The 16,526-nt window shown below is 67.2% G+C and carries 10 protein-coding genes and 1 pseudogene; 6 read left to right on the top strand and 5 right to left on the bottom strand.

The window, feature by feature from the left end:
- Both WC555_RS14000 and WC555_RS14005 read left to right on the top strand, forming a co-directional pair.
- Positions 1–255: helix-turn-helix domain-containing protein (locus WC555_RS14000; protein WP_373254507.1), on the top strand; the 255-nt coding region annotated here is incomplete at its 5' end.
- A gap of 251 nt (positions 256–506) precedes the next feature.
- A complete protein-coding gene (locus WC555_RS14005; RefSeq protein WP_373254524.1) occupies positions 507–4,961 on the top strand; it encodes a putative Ig domain-containing protein in 4,455 nt (1,484 codons plus the stop codon).
- A gap of 347 nt (positions 4,962–5,308) precedes the next feature.
- On the opposite strand, the gene WC555_RS14010 is transcribed toward WC555_RS14005, so the two are convergent.
- From WC555_RS14010 to WC555_RS14025, 4 genes are all read right to left on the bottom strand, one after another.
- On the bottom strand, positions 5,309–5,716 hold the full coding sequence (locus WC555_RS14010; protein ID WP_373254509.1) for a DUF2141 domain-containing protein: 408 nt from the start codon (positions 5,714–5,716) through the stop codon (positions 5,309–5,311).
- 154 nt (positions 5,717–5,870) lie between these two features.
- Positions 5,871–7,367: a DEAD/DEAH box helicase gene (locus tag WC555_RS14015; RefSeq protein WP_373254511.1), complete on the bottom strand. Its 1,497-nt coding sequence runs from the start codon at positions 7,365–7,367 to the stop codon at positions 5,871–5,873.
- Between the two features lie 282 nt (positions 7,368–7,649).
- Complete coding sequence (locus WC555_RS14020) at positions 7,650–8,327, bottom strand: DUF1345 domain-containing protein (protein WP_373254512.1); 678 nt, start codon at positions 8,325–8,327, stop codon at positions 7,650–7,652.
- Positions 8,328–8,401: 74 nt separating this feature from the next.
- A complete protein-coding gene (locus WC555_RS14025; protein WP_373254514.1) occupies positions 8,402–9,154 on the bottom strand; it encodes an SDR family oxidoreductase in 753 nt (250 codons plus the stop codon).
- Between the two features lie 124 nt (positions 9,155–9,278).
- Here WC555_RS14025 and WC555_RS14030 point away from each other — a divergent pair, with 124 nt between their 5' ends.
- The 4 genes from WC555_RS14030 (at position 9,279) to WC555_RS14045 (ending at position 16,403) form a co-directional block, all read left to right on the top strand.
- On the top strand, positions 9,279–9,668 hold the full coding sequence (locus WC555_RS14030; protein ID WP_373254516.1) for a winged helix-turn-helix transcriptional regulator: 390 nt from the start codon (positions 9,279–9,281) through the stop codon (positions 9,666–9,668).
- 82 nt (positions 9,669–9,750) lie between these two features.
- Positions 9,751–11,853 (top strand): malate synthase G, encoded by a 2,103-nt coding sequence (locus WC555_RS14035; RefSeq protein WP_373254518.1) that lies wholly within the window; start codon positions 9,751–9,753, stop codon positions 11,851–11,853.
- A gap of 88 nt (positions 11,854–11,941) precedes the next feature.
- The gene (locus tag WC555_RS14040; RefSeq protein ID WP_373254520.1) at positions 11,942–12,820 is read left to right on the top strand and encodes an ABC transporter ATP-binding protein; all 879 of its coding nucleotides are present in this window, start codon (positions 11,942–11,944) and stop codon (positions 12,818–12,820) included.
- Between the two features lie 10 nt (positions 12,821–12,830).
- Complete coding sequence (locus tag WC555_RS14045; RefSeq protein WP_373254522.1) at positions 12,831–16,403, top strand: M1 family aminopeptidase; 3,573 nt, start codon at positions 12,831–12,833, stop codon at positions 16,401–16,403.
- Positions 16,404–16,412: 9 nt separating this feature from the next.
- Here the strand turns inward: WC555_RS14045 and WC555_RS14050 are convergent.
- Positions 16,413–16,526: pseudogene (locus WC555_RS14050) on the bottom strand (IS5/IS1182 family transposase); the annotation flags it as partial.

Here is a 16,526-nt window from a genome sequence, read left to right on the forward strand (position 1 = left end):
GAATACCAGATGCTGGAGCTGCTCTCGCTCCGCAAGGGCACCACCCTGACCAAGGAAATGTTCCTGAACCACCTGTACGGCGGCATGGACGAGCCCGAGCTCAAGATCATCGACGTCTTCATCTGCAAGCTGCGCAAGAAGCTGGCGACGGCGGCCGGCGGCAAACACTATATCGAGACCGTCTGGGGGCGGGGCTATGTGCTGCGCGACCCGTCGGAGAGCTCGGCCCCGGCCCCGGTCAGCGCCGCGGCCTGATCGGGTCGACTATCGAGACCTGGAAACGCCCGCCGGAGGGATCCGGCGGGCGTTTTCGTGCGCTGCCAGACTGCAAGCGGTCATCGGCGGAGTCCGCCTGGGGTGGAAAGCGGACGTCATTGAATATTGTGAGGTGCAACCGGGCCTCGAACGCCCCCCGCCCCGGCGAGGCGGCTGACGCCGGTGAGGCTTTGCGCGGTTCGTCGGGAGGATAAGGCTGGACCTGACATATCCAGGCGATATGAGTGACGATGCTGCATAGTCGTGTGGGAGGCCAGCAGGCGATGACGTCCCTGAAGGACTGGCTTCTCTTGCTGCTTGTCGCGGCTTTCGCGCTGCTGATTTTCCCTCAGCGGAGCGCCGCGCAGGGGGCGATCACCATATCGCCGGCGTCGCTGCCGACGGTCATCGCGGGGTCTCCCTACAGCCGGACGTTGACGGCCAGCGGAGGGGCAGGTCAATATAGCTTTCAGCTGATCGCGGGAGCCTTCCCCGCGGGTCTTTCCGTTGCGCCCGGCGGAACCGTGTCAGGGGTGACCACGGCTGCGCCCGGCAACTATCCGATTGTCATACGCGCGACCGATATCAACGGAGTTTTCGGAGACCGCTCGTATACGGTGGCGGTAGCCAACCCGGTCATCACCGTAACCCCCGGGAGTTTGCCGCCGGGTGTCGTCGGCCGATCCTACAGCCAGGCGCTTGCCGCATCCGGCGCCGAGGCCCCCTACAGTTTCGTATTCGCCGGCAAAACCATGCCGCCTGGCCTGTCGCTCCAGGGCAACCTCATCTCCGGTGTGCCGACCCAGCCCGCGAATTATCAATTTCCGGTCATAGTGACCGATGCGAACGGCTACTCCACCCGGATGGAGTACATACTTCAGATTTCGTACGCACCGATCTCGGTTGCGCCGGCAAGCCTCCCTGACGGCGTACGGGGGCAGTCCTACAACCAGTCGCTGGCGGCGTCCGGCGGCGCGGCGCCCTACCAGTTCGCGGTCTCGAGCGGGATCTTGCCCCCTGGGCTGACACTCAGCCAGGGCGGCGCCATTTCCGGGGTCGCATCGGCGGGGGGCGCATTCAATTTCACCGTTCAGGTCAGCGACAGCGCCGGGGACAGTCGCCCGTTCACCTACAGGATCACCATTTCCCAGCCGCCGCTGGCGCTGGCGCCCACGGCCCTGCCGGACGCCGTTCGAGGACAACCCTACAGTCAGACGATCGTCGCCAGCGGCGGTTCCGCGCCCTATGTCTACCGGCACGACGGCATGCCTCAGGGCCTGACCTTCAGCAGCACCGGCGTCCTCAGCGGAACCGTACAGACCGCGGGTTCGTACCCCATCGGCGTCACCGCTACGGATCAATACGGCGTGACGGGCCACCGGACCTATACGCTGATCGTTCAGCCGACGGCGCTGACGCTGTCGCCCACCAATCTTCCCACAGCGACCGCCTACGAGCCGTACAGCCAGACCCTCGCCGCGGGCGGGGGAACGGCGCCCTACGTCTTCTCGCTGGTGACCCCTCCCCCCCTTCCTGTTGGACTGACGCTGTCAGCGGACGGCGTGATTTCGGGCTCGCCCAAGGCGCCCGGAACCGGGACGGTGAAGGTCCGGGTGACAGACGCCGAGGGTGTTTCCGACGATTTCCTGGTCAGGATGTCGATCGTGGAGCCCCCCGTGGTGTTCAGCCCGGACAGCCTGCCCGACGCGCCCTTCGGTCAGCCGTACAACGTCACTGTCGTCGCGCACGGCGGGCCGACGACCAAAAGTTACGCCATTCACCCCAATGCGTCCTTGCCCCCCGGCCTCACCCTGTCTTCACAGGGGGTCATTTCCGGGGCGCCGACGAAGGCGGGCGTTTATTCGTTCCTGATGAACGTGAGAGCCCCCGGCTTCGGGGCCTTTTCAATCTACAGGGCTTACACGATCACGGTCCCGGCTCCCGCGATCGCCGTCAGCCCGGGCGCCTTGCCCGGAGGGTCCAGAGGGACGGCGTATAGCCAGGTGCTGACGGCGTCGGGAGGGCTGGCGCCCTACGCCTTCACTCTCGACAGCGGCGCCTTGCCCCCCGGGCTGACCCTTTCGACAGGCGGCGCGATCGCTGGAACGCCGACCGCCGGCGGCGGCTTCAACTTCGTTGTTCGCGTGACGGATTCCGCGGGCACGACCTCTATCGCGCCCTATTCGCTGACGATCAGCCAGCCTCCGCTCGTCCTGACGCCCGCGACCCTGCCGGACGCGACCTTGAACCAGCCCTATAGCCAGTCGATCACCGCCAGCGGAGGGTCGGCGCCCTATGTCTATCAGGGGGCGGTCGCACTTCCCCCCGGCCTATCGATGAGCCCCGACGGCCTTGTGTCGGGAACACCGGCCGTCGCCGGCGTGCATATGTTCACGGTGCAGGCGACAGACCGCTACGGCGTGACAGGCAGTCAGCAGCACAGCCTGACGGTGAACTCTTCGGGGATCATCGTATCGCCTCCGACCCTGCCGACGGTGACGGGCGGGTTGGCCTACAGCCAATCCCTGACGGCTTCGGGCGGCTCCGCTCCCTATGCATTCGCCCTGATCTCGGGCGCGTTGCCGAGGGGGATCACCCTGTCGAGCGGCGGCCTCCTCTCCGGCCAGTCCACCGCCAGCCCCGGCACCTATGCTTTCACCGTCAGGGTTACCGACGCCGGCGGGGCGACGGTCGACATCCTCTACCGGTTGAGGATGGAGAACCCGACGCTGGTGATGGCTCCCGCTGTCTTGCCGGCCGCTGTCTATGACACGCCTTATAGCCAGACGCTTACGGTCTCCGGCGGCTCGGCGCCCTATTCGATGGGCATCGTGCGGGGCCGGCTTCCGGAGGGACTGAGCCTGACGGATAATGTGATCGCCGGGACGCCGACCGAAACCGGCACGTTCTCGATCGACCTCCACTACCGCGATGCGTATTCCTACATCAGCTCCATCCGGTACGAACTGGTCGTGTCCGGCCCCTCGATCGCGGTCTCCCCGGACGCGCTACCGTCCGGGCGGGTGGGCGATCCCTATAACCAGCCCATCATCGGCTCGGGCGGGGTAGGCCCCTATACCTATGCGCTCCACGTGGGTCGGTTCCCCGAGGGGATGGGACTCAGCACGGACGGCGTCGTTGTCGGGACGCCGTCGGAGGCCGGGGATTTCGGGCTTGAGATCAACGTCACGGACTCGCGAGGTTTCTCGGCGCGCAAGGGCTATCTGTTGTCCATCCAGCCGCTGCAGCCGGCGCCGGTTCCGGCGCCCCCGACGACCGTCGAGATCATGGGCGGCCAAACGGCGACGGTCGATCTGGTCTCGGGCGCGACCGGCGGGCCCTTTACGGCGGCGACGATCACCGGGATGGGCCCGTCGTCTTCCGGGTCGGCGATCCTGCTCAATCCCGCGCCGGGACAATACAGCCTGGTGGTGACCCCGGAGCCGGATTTCTCCGGGACAATGACCGTCAGCTATACCCTTTCCAACGCGGCGGCCACGTCGGCTCCCGGAACGATTACGGTCGTGGTGGTCGCCCGGCCGGACCCCACGATCGACCCCGAAGTCACCGGCCTGATCGCCACCCAGGGCGAGACCGCACGGCGCTTCGTCACCAGCCAGGTCGACAACATAAACGGACGGCTCGATCAGCTGCGGTCCGGTGGCGGTCGGGGCGGCAGCGCCCGGATCGCCTTCTCCGGCGGCAGCCAGGATGTGGACTACGGGCTGGCTGCAGGTCTCCGGCGTGACGACTCGGCCGGGCGCGAGAACCCCGATCTGACTTTGTCCGCCTCCTCGCTGGTCGGTCAGGTCGCCGCCCAGGCCGACGCCCTTGCTCCGGCGGCGCTCAGCAGCTCTGGCGAAACCGCCACCGTCGGTCGCTTTGGCATATGGGCTGCCGGTACGATCGATTTCGGTCGTCGAGACGGGCAGGCTTCGATGGAGTCAGCAAGATTCACCACCTCGGGGCTGACGGCGGGACTGGACTATCAGGTCGATGACCGGCTGATCATCGGAGTGGCCGCGGGGTACGGCCGTGACGAAACGCGCGTCGGCGAAAACGGCACCCGCTCGGAAGCGGACGGCTACAGCGTATCGGCCTACGGTTCCTTCAGGTCATCGGCCGCCCTCTTCCTGGACGGCGTTGTGGGCTACGGCGTTCTCGACCTAAAATCCCGCCGGTTCATAGACGCCACGAACGATATCGCAGTCGGCGGGCGTGAGGCGGATCAATGGTTCTCCTCGATCAGGCTGGGCCGGGAGATGATGCGGGAAGGGTGGCGCCTGGCGCCCTACGGCCGCCTTTCCATGACGCGATCCGTTCTGGACGCCTTCGCCGAAACGTCCGGCGGCCCCTACGCCCTCGCCTATGACGAACAGGTTGTCCAAACCACCACCGGCGGGCTGGGCATCATTCTCGATAGCGGTCGCGACGTGCGCTGGGGCCGGCTGCGCACCCGTGCTCTGCTGGAATATGCGCACGAGTTCCAGGACGCGGCCCGCGCCGGCCTGGCGTATGTCGACTGGCTCAACGGGCCGCGGTATGAGGCTACGCTCCCGCCCTGGGCCGACGATCGTGTGAGAGCCGGCCTCGGCATGGATCTCCTCCAGGACAGCGGCGTGACGCTCGGCTTCGACTATCAACTTGGCGTCGGAGCTGACCTTTTGCAGCATCAAATCCGGCTGCAGTTCGAGGTCCCGTTCTGACGGCGACACGCCAGAGGCGACGGTGGCGATGATCGCGACCGCCCAACTCTTGTCGATATTGATGGCGCGTTCAGTCATATCAGCCCCCTGACGAAGCTAGGAAGTGGGGACGCCCAGCCCCTTCGCACCGACCGTGAAGGGTCGAAAGCAGATGCTCGGTTCAAACGCCCTGGGCGCCCCGCGTCCTTCAGGATCTGGCTGACCATGCGCCGGCTCCAGCTCCGGGTGCGAGGCGCGGGGGCGTCAACGCGACGGTCCCGCCCGCCTGGGCGTTGCCGGCCCGCCGGCCCCCCGGTCCTTGCCGCCGTGTTGAGAGCGGTGCATCGCTCGGGCGGGCGCCATGCCGTTCAGAAGCCGTAGCGCAGGTTTTCCGTGAGCGTCAGCGGCGCATCGGCGACGGTGAATTTGTGGTCGTCGAAGGCGGGCGGGCCCGTCATCGGCCGGTCGCTGTTGGAGAAGGCCCAGCCATCGGTTCCGAAGTCGAACTGACCGTTGCCGTTCAGGTCATGCATGACCATCAGCGCATAGTCGCCCGGCGCCACATTCTCGAACGTCAGCGTCACGCCGCCGGCGACGGGCTCGACGACCGTCTCGTGGGCCGGGCCGGCGCGCAGGAACTGTTCGCGGGTGTTCAGGACGGCGATGATCCGGCCGGGCTTCGCTTCAACGCCGTTCAGGGTGATGGTGACAGTCTCCGCGGCGGCGGATCCCGTGGTCAGCGCCAGGGCGGCGAGGGCGAGGGTCAGGGCTTTCATGGTCTGCGGTCCTTCTTTTATGAAGAACTTTGTAAATCAAAGTGGATTGGCCTGTCAATCCACCGAGGGGTCCAACGCAAAGGTGCGGACCGTCGCATGACGGCCCGCACCCTTTCGTCTGGATAGCGGCGGCGATGCTACGCCGCCGGATGGATCAGCTCTTGGCGACGTAGCCCTTGCCGCCGTTGGACGGGCGGCGGCTGCGGGGACGGCGCTTGATCTCGCCGGCCGGCTTGGTCTCGGCCGGGGCCGAGGTGTGGCGCGGGTCGTTGTTGGTCGAACGCGGACGCTCGCGCGCCATCGGGTCGAAGGCGCGTTCCGGCGTCGGACGCACGTCGCGGCCCGGGCCGGGCTTGCGGACGCGATGCGGTTGCCCGCCGCCTTCCAGCTTGACGCCGTCGCGGCGCGGATTGCGGTTGCGCGGTCCGCCGCGGTTGTCGCGTTCCTCGCGGTCCGGCATCGTCGCCTTGGACTTGACGCCCGAGGCCATGATCGACTGGTCCAGCAGGGCCAGCGACTTGTCGTTGCGGCGGTCGGTCGAGGGGATCTTCTGGCGCGTGACCTTCTCGATGTCGCGCAGCAGCTTCATCTCGTCGCCGGCCACGAAGCTGATGGCCGTGCCCTCGGCGCCGGCGCGGGCCGTACGGCCGATGCGGTGCACATAGGCTTCCGGCACATAGGGCAGCTCGAAGTTCAGCACGTGCGAGACGTTGTCGACGTCGATGCCGCGGGCGGCGATGTCGGTGGCGACCAGAACGCGCAGCTTGCCGGCCTTGAAGGCGGCCAGGGTGCGTTCACGCTGGGGCTGGCTCTTGTTGCCGTGGATGGCCCCAGCTTCGACGCCGCCGGCTTCCAGATAGGCCGCGACCTTGTCGGCGCCGTGCTTGGTCTTGGTGAAGACCAGGCAGCGAGTGTAGCCCGGATCGGCGAACATCTCGGTCAGCAGGGCGCGCTTGCGGCCCTGTTCGATGTGGATGATCGACTGGCTGATGCGCTGGACCGTGGTGGCCTGGGGCGTCACCGAAACCTTGACCGGATCCTTGAGCAGTTCGCCGGCCAGCTTGCCGATCTCGGTCGGCATGGTGGCCGAGAAGAACAGGTTCTGGCGCTTGGCCGGGATGCGGCTGACGATCTGGCGGATCGGCTTGACGAAGCCGAGGTCCAGCATCTGGTCGGCTTCGTCGAGGACGAAGATTTCCGTCTGGCTGAGATCCAGGGTCTTCTGCTGCATGTGATCCAGCAGGCGGCCGGGGGTGGCGACGAGGACGTCGAGGCCCTGTTGCAGGGCGCGTTCCTGCGGCCCGTACTTCACGCCGCCGAAGATGACGGCGACGCGGAAGCCGAGGTGCTTGCCGTAGCTCTTGAAGCTCTCGGCGATCTGGCTGGCCAGTTCGCGGGTCGGCGACAGGATCAGCACCCGCGTCGTGCGGGGCACGGGCGGGATGCGGTTGGCGGCCAGGCGGTGCAGGATCGGCAGGGCGAAGGCGGCGGTCTTGCCGGTGCCGGTCTGGGCGATGCCCAGCAGGTCCTTGCCCAGCATCACGTCCGGAATGGCCTGCGCCTGGATCGGGGTGGGGGTGGTGTAGCCTTCGGAGGCCAGGGCCTGCAGCAGGGCCGGATTCAGGCCGAAGGAGTCGAATGTCTTGCTCATGGAGCGGATGTCTTTCGCGTATGCGGCGACGCGCATCAGCCATGGCTCAACGCCGGAAGGCCGCGCACCGCCAGTCCCGACAGGGTCTCAGGGAGGAGACCTTCGGGGTGGATCGGGCGCCGCCCCGCGTGTCCGGGCAGCGAATGAATCTTGAGGAGCCGGCGACTGCTACAGTCAGGTTTCCGTATTCGGGAGACCCACACGCGCTGGAGGCGCCGGTAATCGCAATTGTGCGACGCAGCGCAAATGGGCGCTCAATACGGCCAAGTCAAGGCGTGGCGGTTAACCGCTCCCCAGCAGGGTGACCGCCAGATTGACCGTCAGGGCCACGACGACGGTGTTGAACAGGAAGGCGGTGACGCTGTGCACGGTCGCGGTGCGACGCAGCGTCTTGCTGGAAATCTGGATGTCGGCGGTCTGCTGGGCGACGCCGATGATCAGGGAGAAGTGGACGAAGTCCCAGTAGTCGGGGTCTTCGCCGCCCGGGAAGATCAGACCGCCGCGGTCCCTGGTCTTGCCCTCGGCGCCGGCGCCGGCGGTCGCGGGGGCGTAGTATTCGTGGGCGTAGTGGAAGGCGAAGATGGCGTGTACGAAGGTCCAGGACAGGGCCACGGTCGTCAGACCCAGAACCGCCGCGTCGCCCGCCCGGCTCCGGTCGCCGGCGACCTGAACCGCCTCACCCACGACCACGGCGATGCTGGCGAGCGCCGCGAACAGCGCCAGCGGAAGGACCGCGCCGGCCGCCTCGTCCAGCGCCGCCGCCCGCTCGCGGATGTCGTCCGCCGACCGGGCGCGCCGGAGCTTGACGAGACATTCGACAAGGAACAGGCCGACGCCGACATCCCACCCCAGCGCCAGCCGCGACAGCCAGCCCCCGCCGATCGGCCAGGCCAGGCTGGAGGCGGCCACGGCGATGGCCAGCAGAAGCGGCCAGTGGAGGCGGAGCCAGGCGATGTTCATGGCGCCAGCATGCGCCTGTGACGGCCACAGGCAAGAGAGGCCGGAGCCCATTCGCCCGTGGACGCGATCAGGGATCAGGCCGGGCCGTTCAACATGGAGAAGACGGCGACGTAGTCGTTGGCCTCGGCGAACCGCAGCGGCTTGACCCGTTCGACGAGGATTTCGCCGCGCGGCGTGTCCTGACGCTCGATCAGGCCGATCACCTCCGCCGTATAGTCGGCCAGCGGCATGGAGTTCGGGTTCTCGGCATGGCCCGGCATGAGGTCGGTCGCGACGGCCGGCGGCGCCAGTTCCAGCACCTCGACCGACGTGCCCGCCAGTTGATGGCGCAGGGACTCGCTCCAGGAATGGATCGCCGCCTTGGAGGCGCTGTAGGTCGGCGTGGCGGCCAGCGGGATGAAGGCCAGGCCCGACGAAACCGTCATCACCGTCGCGGCCGCCCGGGCGCGCAGGTGCGGCAGCAGGGCGGCCGTGAGACGGATCGGTCCGAGCAGGTTGGTGGCGATGGTTTCCTCGACCGTGTCGAGGTCGAAGGGCTCGGCCTTGAGGTCCTCCACCTTCATCACGCCGGCGTTGTTGATGAGGACGTTGAGGGCGGGGTGATCCTTCACGATCCGGGCGGCGAAGGCGCGGATGGAGGCGGGGTCGGCGACATCGAGGGTCGCGAAGGCCATCCCCGGATTGGCGCCGGCCACGTCGGCGAGGACGGACCCGCGACGGCCGGTGATGATGACCTGATTGCCGCGCGCATGCAGAGCCTCGGCCAGGGCCCGGCCTATGCCCGAGCCGCCGCCGGTGATCAGGATGGTGTTGCCGGTGATGTTCATTAGGACTCTCCTTCAGAGGTGCGCTGACGCTGGAAAGCAGGTAGATTCGACACTCCCTGTTGGAAAGTAGGCACCGCAAAGGGCGGTACTTACCTGACGGAGAGATTTGGATATGACAGCGTCCATGGTCGGAAAAATCGCACATCCGGAGACGGGCCTGCCCGCCGATCCCCGCGTGGAGGCGCTGGTGAACGAGGTGATCGGCCGGGTCGCGGACAAATGGACCATGCTGATCCTCGAGGTTCTCGCCGAGCATGGCGAGCAACGCTTCGGGCGGGTCGGCGAACTGGTCGGAGGGATCAGCCAGAAGATGCTGACCCAGACCCTGCGCCAGATGGAACGCGACGGACTGGTGATCCGCACGGTGCATCCGGTGATCCCGCCCAAGGTCGAATACCGGCTGACGGACCTGGGCGTGACCCTGGCGGAGGCTTTTTGCGGGGTCTGGACCTGGGCCGAGAAGAACCTCGACCGGATCGAACGGGCGCGGGAGGCCTTCGACAACCGCGGCTGAAGGATGCTGCGGCGCAAAAAAAGGCGCTCGACTTCCGTACGGTCATCACGGAATGTTACAGCCTTGTCCCGAGGAGTGCTCCATGCCGATGACGCCGCGCGCCGGATTGCAGATCGCTGACGAACTGGCCGCCTTCATCGAGGGCGAGGCGCTGCCGGGGACGGGCGTGGAGCCTGACGCCTTCTGGACCGGCGTCGCCGCTGTCTTCGCCCGGTTCACGCCGGAGAACCGCCGGCTGCTGGCCGTCCGCGACGACCTGCAGGCGCGGATCGACGCCTGGCACCTGAAGCGTCGCGGGCAGCCGTATGATGTCGCCGCCGCGACCGTCTTCCTGCGCGAGATCGGCTATCTGGCCGATGAGCCCGCGGCCTTCGCGATCGGCACGCGCCATGTCGACGCCGAGGTCGCGACCCTGGCCGGGCCGCAGCTGGTCGTACCCAGCCTGAACGCCCGCTTCGTGCTGAACGCCGCCAACGCGCGGTGGGGCAGTCTGTACGACGCCCTGTACGGCACGGACGCGCTGGGCGATGCGCCGCCGGCGGGTCCCTATGACGCGGCGCGCGGCGCGCGGGTGGTGGCGCGGGCCAGGGCCTTCCTCGACGAGGCGGTTCCCCTGGCCGAAGGCTGCTGGGCCGATCTGACCGACCCGGACGGCATCGTTCTCCGCGACCCGGACCAGTTCGTCGGCCGCAGCGACCGGTCGCGATTGTTCCGGCACAACGGGCTGCACATCGAGGTCCTGTTCGACCGGGATCATCCGATCGGCGCGACCGATCCGGCGGGGATGTCCGACGTGGTGCTGGAGGCGGCGCTGAGCACCATCGTCGATCTGGAGGATTCGGTCGCGGCCGTCGACGCGGCCGACAAGACGGCCGCCTATCGCAACTGGCTGGGCCTGATGAAGGGCGACCTCAGAGAGACCTTCGACAAGGGCGGGCGGTCGATGACGCGGGCGTTGGCGCCGGATCGGGATTTCGTCGCGCCGGACGGATCGACCGTGACCCTGCCGGGCCGGTCGCTGCTGTTCGTGCGCAACGTCGGCCATCTGATGACCACCCCGGCGGTGCGGCTCGCCGACGGGTCGGACGCGCCCGAGGGCGTGCTGGACGCCATCGTCACCTCGCTGGCGGCCCTGCACGATCTCAAGGGGCAGGGGCGGTTCCGCAACAGCCGCGCCGGTTCGATCTACATCGTCAAACCCAAGATGCACGGGCCGGAAGAGTGCGCCTTCACCGACGCCCTGTTCGACGCGGTCGAGGACCTGCTGGGGCTGGACCGACACACGATCAAGGTCGGGGTGATGGACGAGGAGCGCCGCACCTCGGCCAACCTCGCGGCCTGCATCCATGCGGTGAAGGACCGTATCGTCTTCATCAACACCGGCTTCCTCGACCGCACCGGCGACGAGATCCACACCGCCATGCAGGCGGGGCCGGTGGTGCGGAAGGGCGAGATCAAGTCGTCGGCCTGGATCGCGGCCTATGAGGCGCGCAACGTCGCCATCGGCCTGAAGTGCGGCCTGTCGGGTCGGGCCCAGATCGGCAAGGGCATGTGGGCCGCGCCGGACCGGATGGCCGAGATGCTGGAGCAGAAGGCCGCCCACCCGAAGACCGGCGCCAACACCGCCTGGACTCCCAGCCCGACGGCGGCGACCCTGCACGCGCTGCACTATCACCAGACCGACGTCTTCGCCCTGAGGGAGGCGATCGCCTCCCGCCCGGTCCCCGGCCTTGAAGACCTGCTGACCCCGCCGCTGGCCGCGGGGCGGAACTGGTCGGAGGCCGAGATCGCCGAGGAGCTGGACAACAACGCCCAGGGATTGCTGGGCTATGTCGTGCGCTGGATCGATCAGGGCGTCGGCTGTTCCAAGGTGCCCGACATCCACGACGTCGGACTGATGGAGGACCGGGCCACCCTGCGTATCTCGTCCCAGCACATGGCCAACTGGCTGCTGCACGGGGTCTGCACGGCCGCGCAGGTGGACGCCGCGCTGCTGAGGATGGCGGCGAAGGTCGACGCCCAGAACGCGGGCGATCCGCTCTATCGTCCCATGGCTCCCGATCCCGAGGGCAGCCTGGCCTTCCGTGCGGCGCGGGCCCTGATCTTCGAAGGCGTCGCCCAGCCGAACGGTTATACGGAACCGCTGCTGCACCGGTTCAGACTGATGGCCAAGGCGCCCGTCTGATCGCGCCGGGAGGCGAACCTGACAGAACCGTAACTTGCGGGGGGTGGTGGCGGCTGACAAGGTTCCTTTACTTACGGAGGGGGCTTCCATGCTGACGATCGAGAACCTGACCCATGTCTACGGCAACGGCACGCGGGCGCTGGACGACGTCAGCCTGACGATCCCCAAGGGCATGTTCGGCCTGCTGGGTCCGAACGGGGCGGGCAAGTCGACGCTGATGCGGTCGATCGCCACCCTGCAGACGCCGACCTCGGGTTCGATCCGCTTCGGCGACATCGACGTGATCCGGAATCCGGAACAGCTGCGCCGCGTGCTGGGCTATCTGCCCCAGGACTTCGGCGTCTATCCGCGTGTTTCGGCCTACGACATGCTGGATCACATGGCGGTGCTGAAGGGCGTCTCCAACGGCAAGGACCGCAGACAGACGGTCGAGGCCCTGCTGAACCAGGTCAATCTGTGGCCCGTGCGCGGCAAGGCGCTGGCTGGCTTCTCGGGCGGCATGCGCCAGCGCTTCGGCATCGCCCAGGCCCTGATCGGCAATCCTGAACTGATCATCGTCGACGAGCCCACCGCCGGGCTGGACCCGGAGGAGCGCAACCGCTTCCTCAACCTGCTGGCCGAGGTCGGCGAGAACGTCGTCGTCATCCTGTCGACCCATATCGTCGAGGACGTAACGGACCTGTGCCCCCGCATGGCGGTGCTGGCCGGCGGCAAGATCCAGCTGGAAGGCGCGCCGGTCGACCTGATGCACACGCTTGAAGGGCGAGTGTGGACCAAGACCATCGACAAGGCCGAGCTGCCGGAATTCAACAAGCGCCACAACGTTATCTCGACGCGCCTGTTCGCGGGCCGGACCGTGGTTCACGTGCTCTCCGACTCCAATCCGGGCGCCGGGTTCGAGCGGGCGCCGGGCGGGCTGGAAGACGTCTATCTGGCGACCGTCAACGCCTCGCGCCGCGCGGCCTGAGGGGCGCATCATGTTCGCCAAGATCGCGAGTTTCGAATTCCGCTACCAGCTGCGCCAGCCGGCCTTCTGGGTCATCGCCATCGTCTTTGGCCTGCTGGCCTTCGGCGCCGTGGCCAGCCAGAACGTGTCGCTCGGCTCGGGCGGCAACGTCCTCAAGAATGCGCCCTACGCCCTGGCCGGGGCCCATATCGTCTTCAACGTCTTCTTCATGCTGGCGACCACCGCCATCGTGGCCAATGTCGTGGCCCGGGATACCCAGACCGGCTTCGGGCCGATGATCCTGTCGACGCGGATCACCAAGGGGGCCTACCTCTACGGCCGCTTCTTCGGCGCCTTCGCGGCGGTGGCGCTCTGCTATCTGAGCATCGCCCTGGGCACGCTGATCGGCACCTTCATGCCGTGGGTGGATCCGGAGACGATCGGGCCGTTGCGGCCGGGTGACTACGCCTATGCCTATGGCGTCTTCGGCCTCACCGGGCTGTTCCTGACCTCGGCCCTGTTCTTCATGCTGGCGACCGTGACGCGGTCGATGATGGCGACCTATATCGGCGTCGTCGCCGTGCTGATCGCCTATCTGGCCTCGACCGGCGTGCTGGGACAGCGGCCCGAGTTCGAGACGGCCATGGCCTGGGCCGAACCCTTTGGTTCGGGCGCCTACGCCCTGGTCACCAAATACTGGACCGCGACCGAGCGGAACACCCTGAACGCCCCGCTGGAAGGCGTGCTGTTGTGGAACCGCGTCATCTGGACCGGCGTCGGCGCCATGCTGCTGGCGGCCTCGTACGTCCTGTACCGGCCGTCGCCGCGCGGGGCGAAGCTGAAGAAGCGGGAGCGTCTCAAGGCCCTGGTCGAGAAGGACGTGGTCGTCACCCCGGTCGGCGCCCTGCCGCGCCCGACCTATGGCCTGTCCAGCGCCCTGACCCAGCTGTGGTCGCGCACCGTTTTCGAGACGGTGCTGATCTTCAAGAGCCCGGCCTATGTCGTGCTGATCCTGCTGGGCTTCGCCTTCGCCATGGCGACCCTGTTCTTCACGGGCGAGATCTACGGCGCGCCGATCCTGCTGGTGACACGGGTGGTGATCACCGGGCTGGCCGGCGCCTTCGGCCTGATCTCGATCGTCATCGCCATCTACTACGCCGGCGAGCTGGTCTGGCGCGATCGTGACCGCAAGGTGCACGAGATCGTCGACGCCTCGGCGACGCCCGACTGGACCTTCCTGGTTCCCAAGACCCTGGCGCTCGCCCTGGTGCTGGTCTCGACCGCCCTGGCGGGCGTGGTGGCCGGCGTCGTGACCCAGACGATCAAGGGCTACACCGACTACGAGCTTGAGAAATACCTGCTCTGGTACGTCTTCCCGCAAGCCGTCAGCTTCGGTCTGCTGGCCGTTCTGGCCATCTTCATCCAGGCGTTGTCGCCCAACAAATTCGTCGGCTGGGCCATCATGGTGGTCTATCTGATCTCGACCCTGGTGCTGTCGAACCTGGGCTTCGATCACATTCTTTATCGTTATGGCGCGGGCATCGGCGTGCCGCTGTCCGACATGAACGGCCGGGGTGATTTCGCCGTCTTCTCGGGCTGGCTGGACGCCTACTGGACCGCCTTCGCCATCATCCTGCTGGTTCTGGCCTACGGCCTGTGGCGGCGCGGAACGGAGCAGCGGCTGTGGCCGCGGCTGAAGCGTCTGCCGCATCGGCTGGCGGGCCCCGCCGGCGTGATCGGCGGCGTGGCGCTTGCCGCCTTCGTCGGCCTGGGCGTCTTCATCTACATCAACACCAACGTCTGGAACGAGTACCGCACGCAGAGCGCGGTAGAGAAGGAACAGGCGGCCTATGAGAAGGCGCTGCTCCGCTATGAAGCCACGCCCCAGCCCTCGGTCGCCGACGTGCGTCTGGTCATGGATCTGCGGCCGCATCAGCCGAAGCTGACCACGCGGGGCTCCTATGTGCTGGTCAACAACACAGATGCGCCGCTGACCGAGGTTCACCTGCGCTGGCAGGACGATCTCGACATGGTCGGCCTGACCGTCGAGGGCGCTTCGGTGGCCCGCGAGTGGAAGGATTTCGAGTACCGGATCTATCGCTTCGCGACCCCTATGCAGCCCGGCGAGCGCCGCAACGTCACGTTCGAGACGGTGCTGGAACAGCGCGGCTTCAAGGCGTCGGGCAACACCACCCGGCTGGTGGACAACGGCTCCTTCGTCAACAACGGCGAGTTCGCGCCGTCGATCGGAATGGACCGTCAGGGGCTGCTGACCGACCGCTCCAAACGTCGCAAGGCCGGCCTGCCGGCCGAGCTGCGTCCGGCGAAGCTGGAAGACGTTTCGGCCCGGACGCACAACTACATCGGCGCGGACTGGGTCACCGCCGACATCACCGTTTCGACCGACGCCGACCAGACGGTGGTCGCGCCCGGCCGGATGGTGTCGGACGTGGTGCGCGGCGACCGCCGGACCAGCCGGTTCGTGACCGAGTCCCCGGTGCTGAATTTCTTCTCGGTGCAGTCGGCGCGTTACGAACAGACCCGGCGCATGCATAACGGAGTCGAGCTGGTGGTCTTCCATGACCCCGGCCACGATCGCAACGTGCCCCGGATGCTAGACGCCCTGTCCGCCTCGCTGGACTATTTCCAGGCGAACTTCAGCCCCTACCAGTTCAAACAGGCGCGGATCGTCGAATTCCCGGACTACGCCAGCTTCGCCCAGTCCTATCCGAACACCTTCGCCTGGTCCGAAGGCCTGGGCTTCATCGCCGACCTGAGCGACCCGAGCAAGATCGACTACGTCACCTACGTCGGGGCGCACGAGTTCGCTCACCAGTGGTGGGCGCACCAGGTCGTCGGCTCGAACCAGCAGGGCGCCACATCCCTGTCGGAAACGCTCGCCCAGTATTCGGCGCTGATGGTGATGGAGAAGAAGTACGGCAAGGATCAGATCCGCCGCTTCCTGAAGCAGGAGCTGGACCGTTATCTGCGCTCGCGGGGGACCGAACGGCTGGAGGAACTGCCCCTGATGCGGGTCGAGAACCAGCAGTATATCCACTACCAGAAGGGCGGGCTGGTCATGTATCTGCTCCGCGACCAGATCGGGGAGGACGCGGTCAACCGCGCCCTGCGCCGGGTGCTGGCGCAATACGCCTTCAAGGGCGCGCCCTATCCGCGCTCGCTGGATCTGGTGGCGGCCATCCGGGCCGAGGCGCCGGCCGACAAACAGGCCCTGATCACCGACCTGTTCGAGAAGATCACCCTGTACGATGTGAAGACCACGGGCGTGACCTCGACGAAACGGGCGGACGGCCGCTGGGATGTCACGGTCACCGTCAATGCGCGCAAGCTCTATGTCGACGGCAAGGGGGTGGAGAGCGAAGCCCCGCTGAACGAGACCTTCGACATCGGCCTGTTCACCGCCATGCCGGGCAAGGGCGCCTTCAACGCCCGTGATGTCGTGCAGCTGGAGCGGCGGCCGATCCGGTCCGGGGTGCAGACGCTGCGGTTCGTGACGGCGCGGGAGCCGAAATTCAGCGGGGTGGACCCGTACAACAAGTGGATCGACCGTAACTCGGACGACAATGTGCGGGCGGTCGACTAGGGTCCGGACTCATTTGGCCCAGTAGCAGACGGTTGCGGCGATGAGCACGCCGGAGAGGTAGTTTGCGGCGAGCTTGTCGTAGCGGGTGGCGACGCGGCGATAGTCCTTGAGCCGGGCCCAGAG

Origin of the sequence: Brevundimonas sp. (genome assembly GCF_041648615.1) — a bacterium.
GTDB lineage: Bacteria > Pseudomonadota > Alphaproteobacteria > Caulobacterales > Caulobacteraceae > Brevundimonas.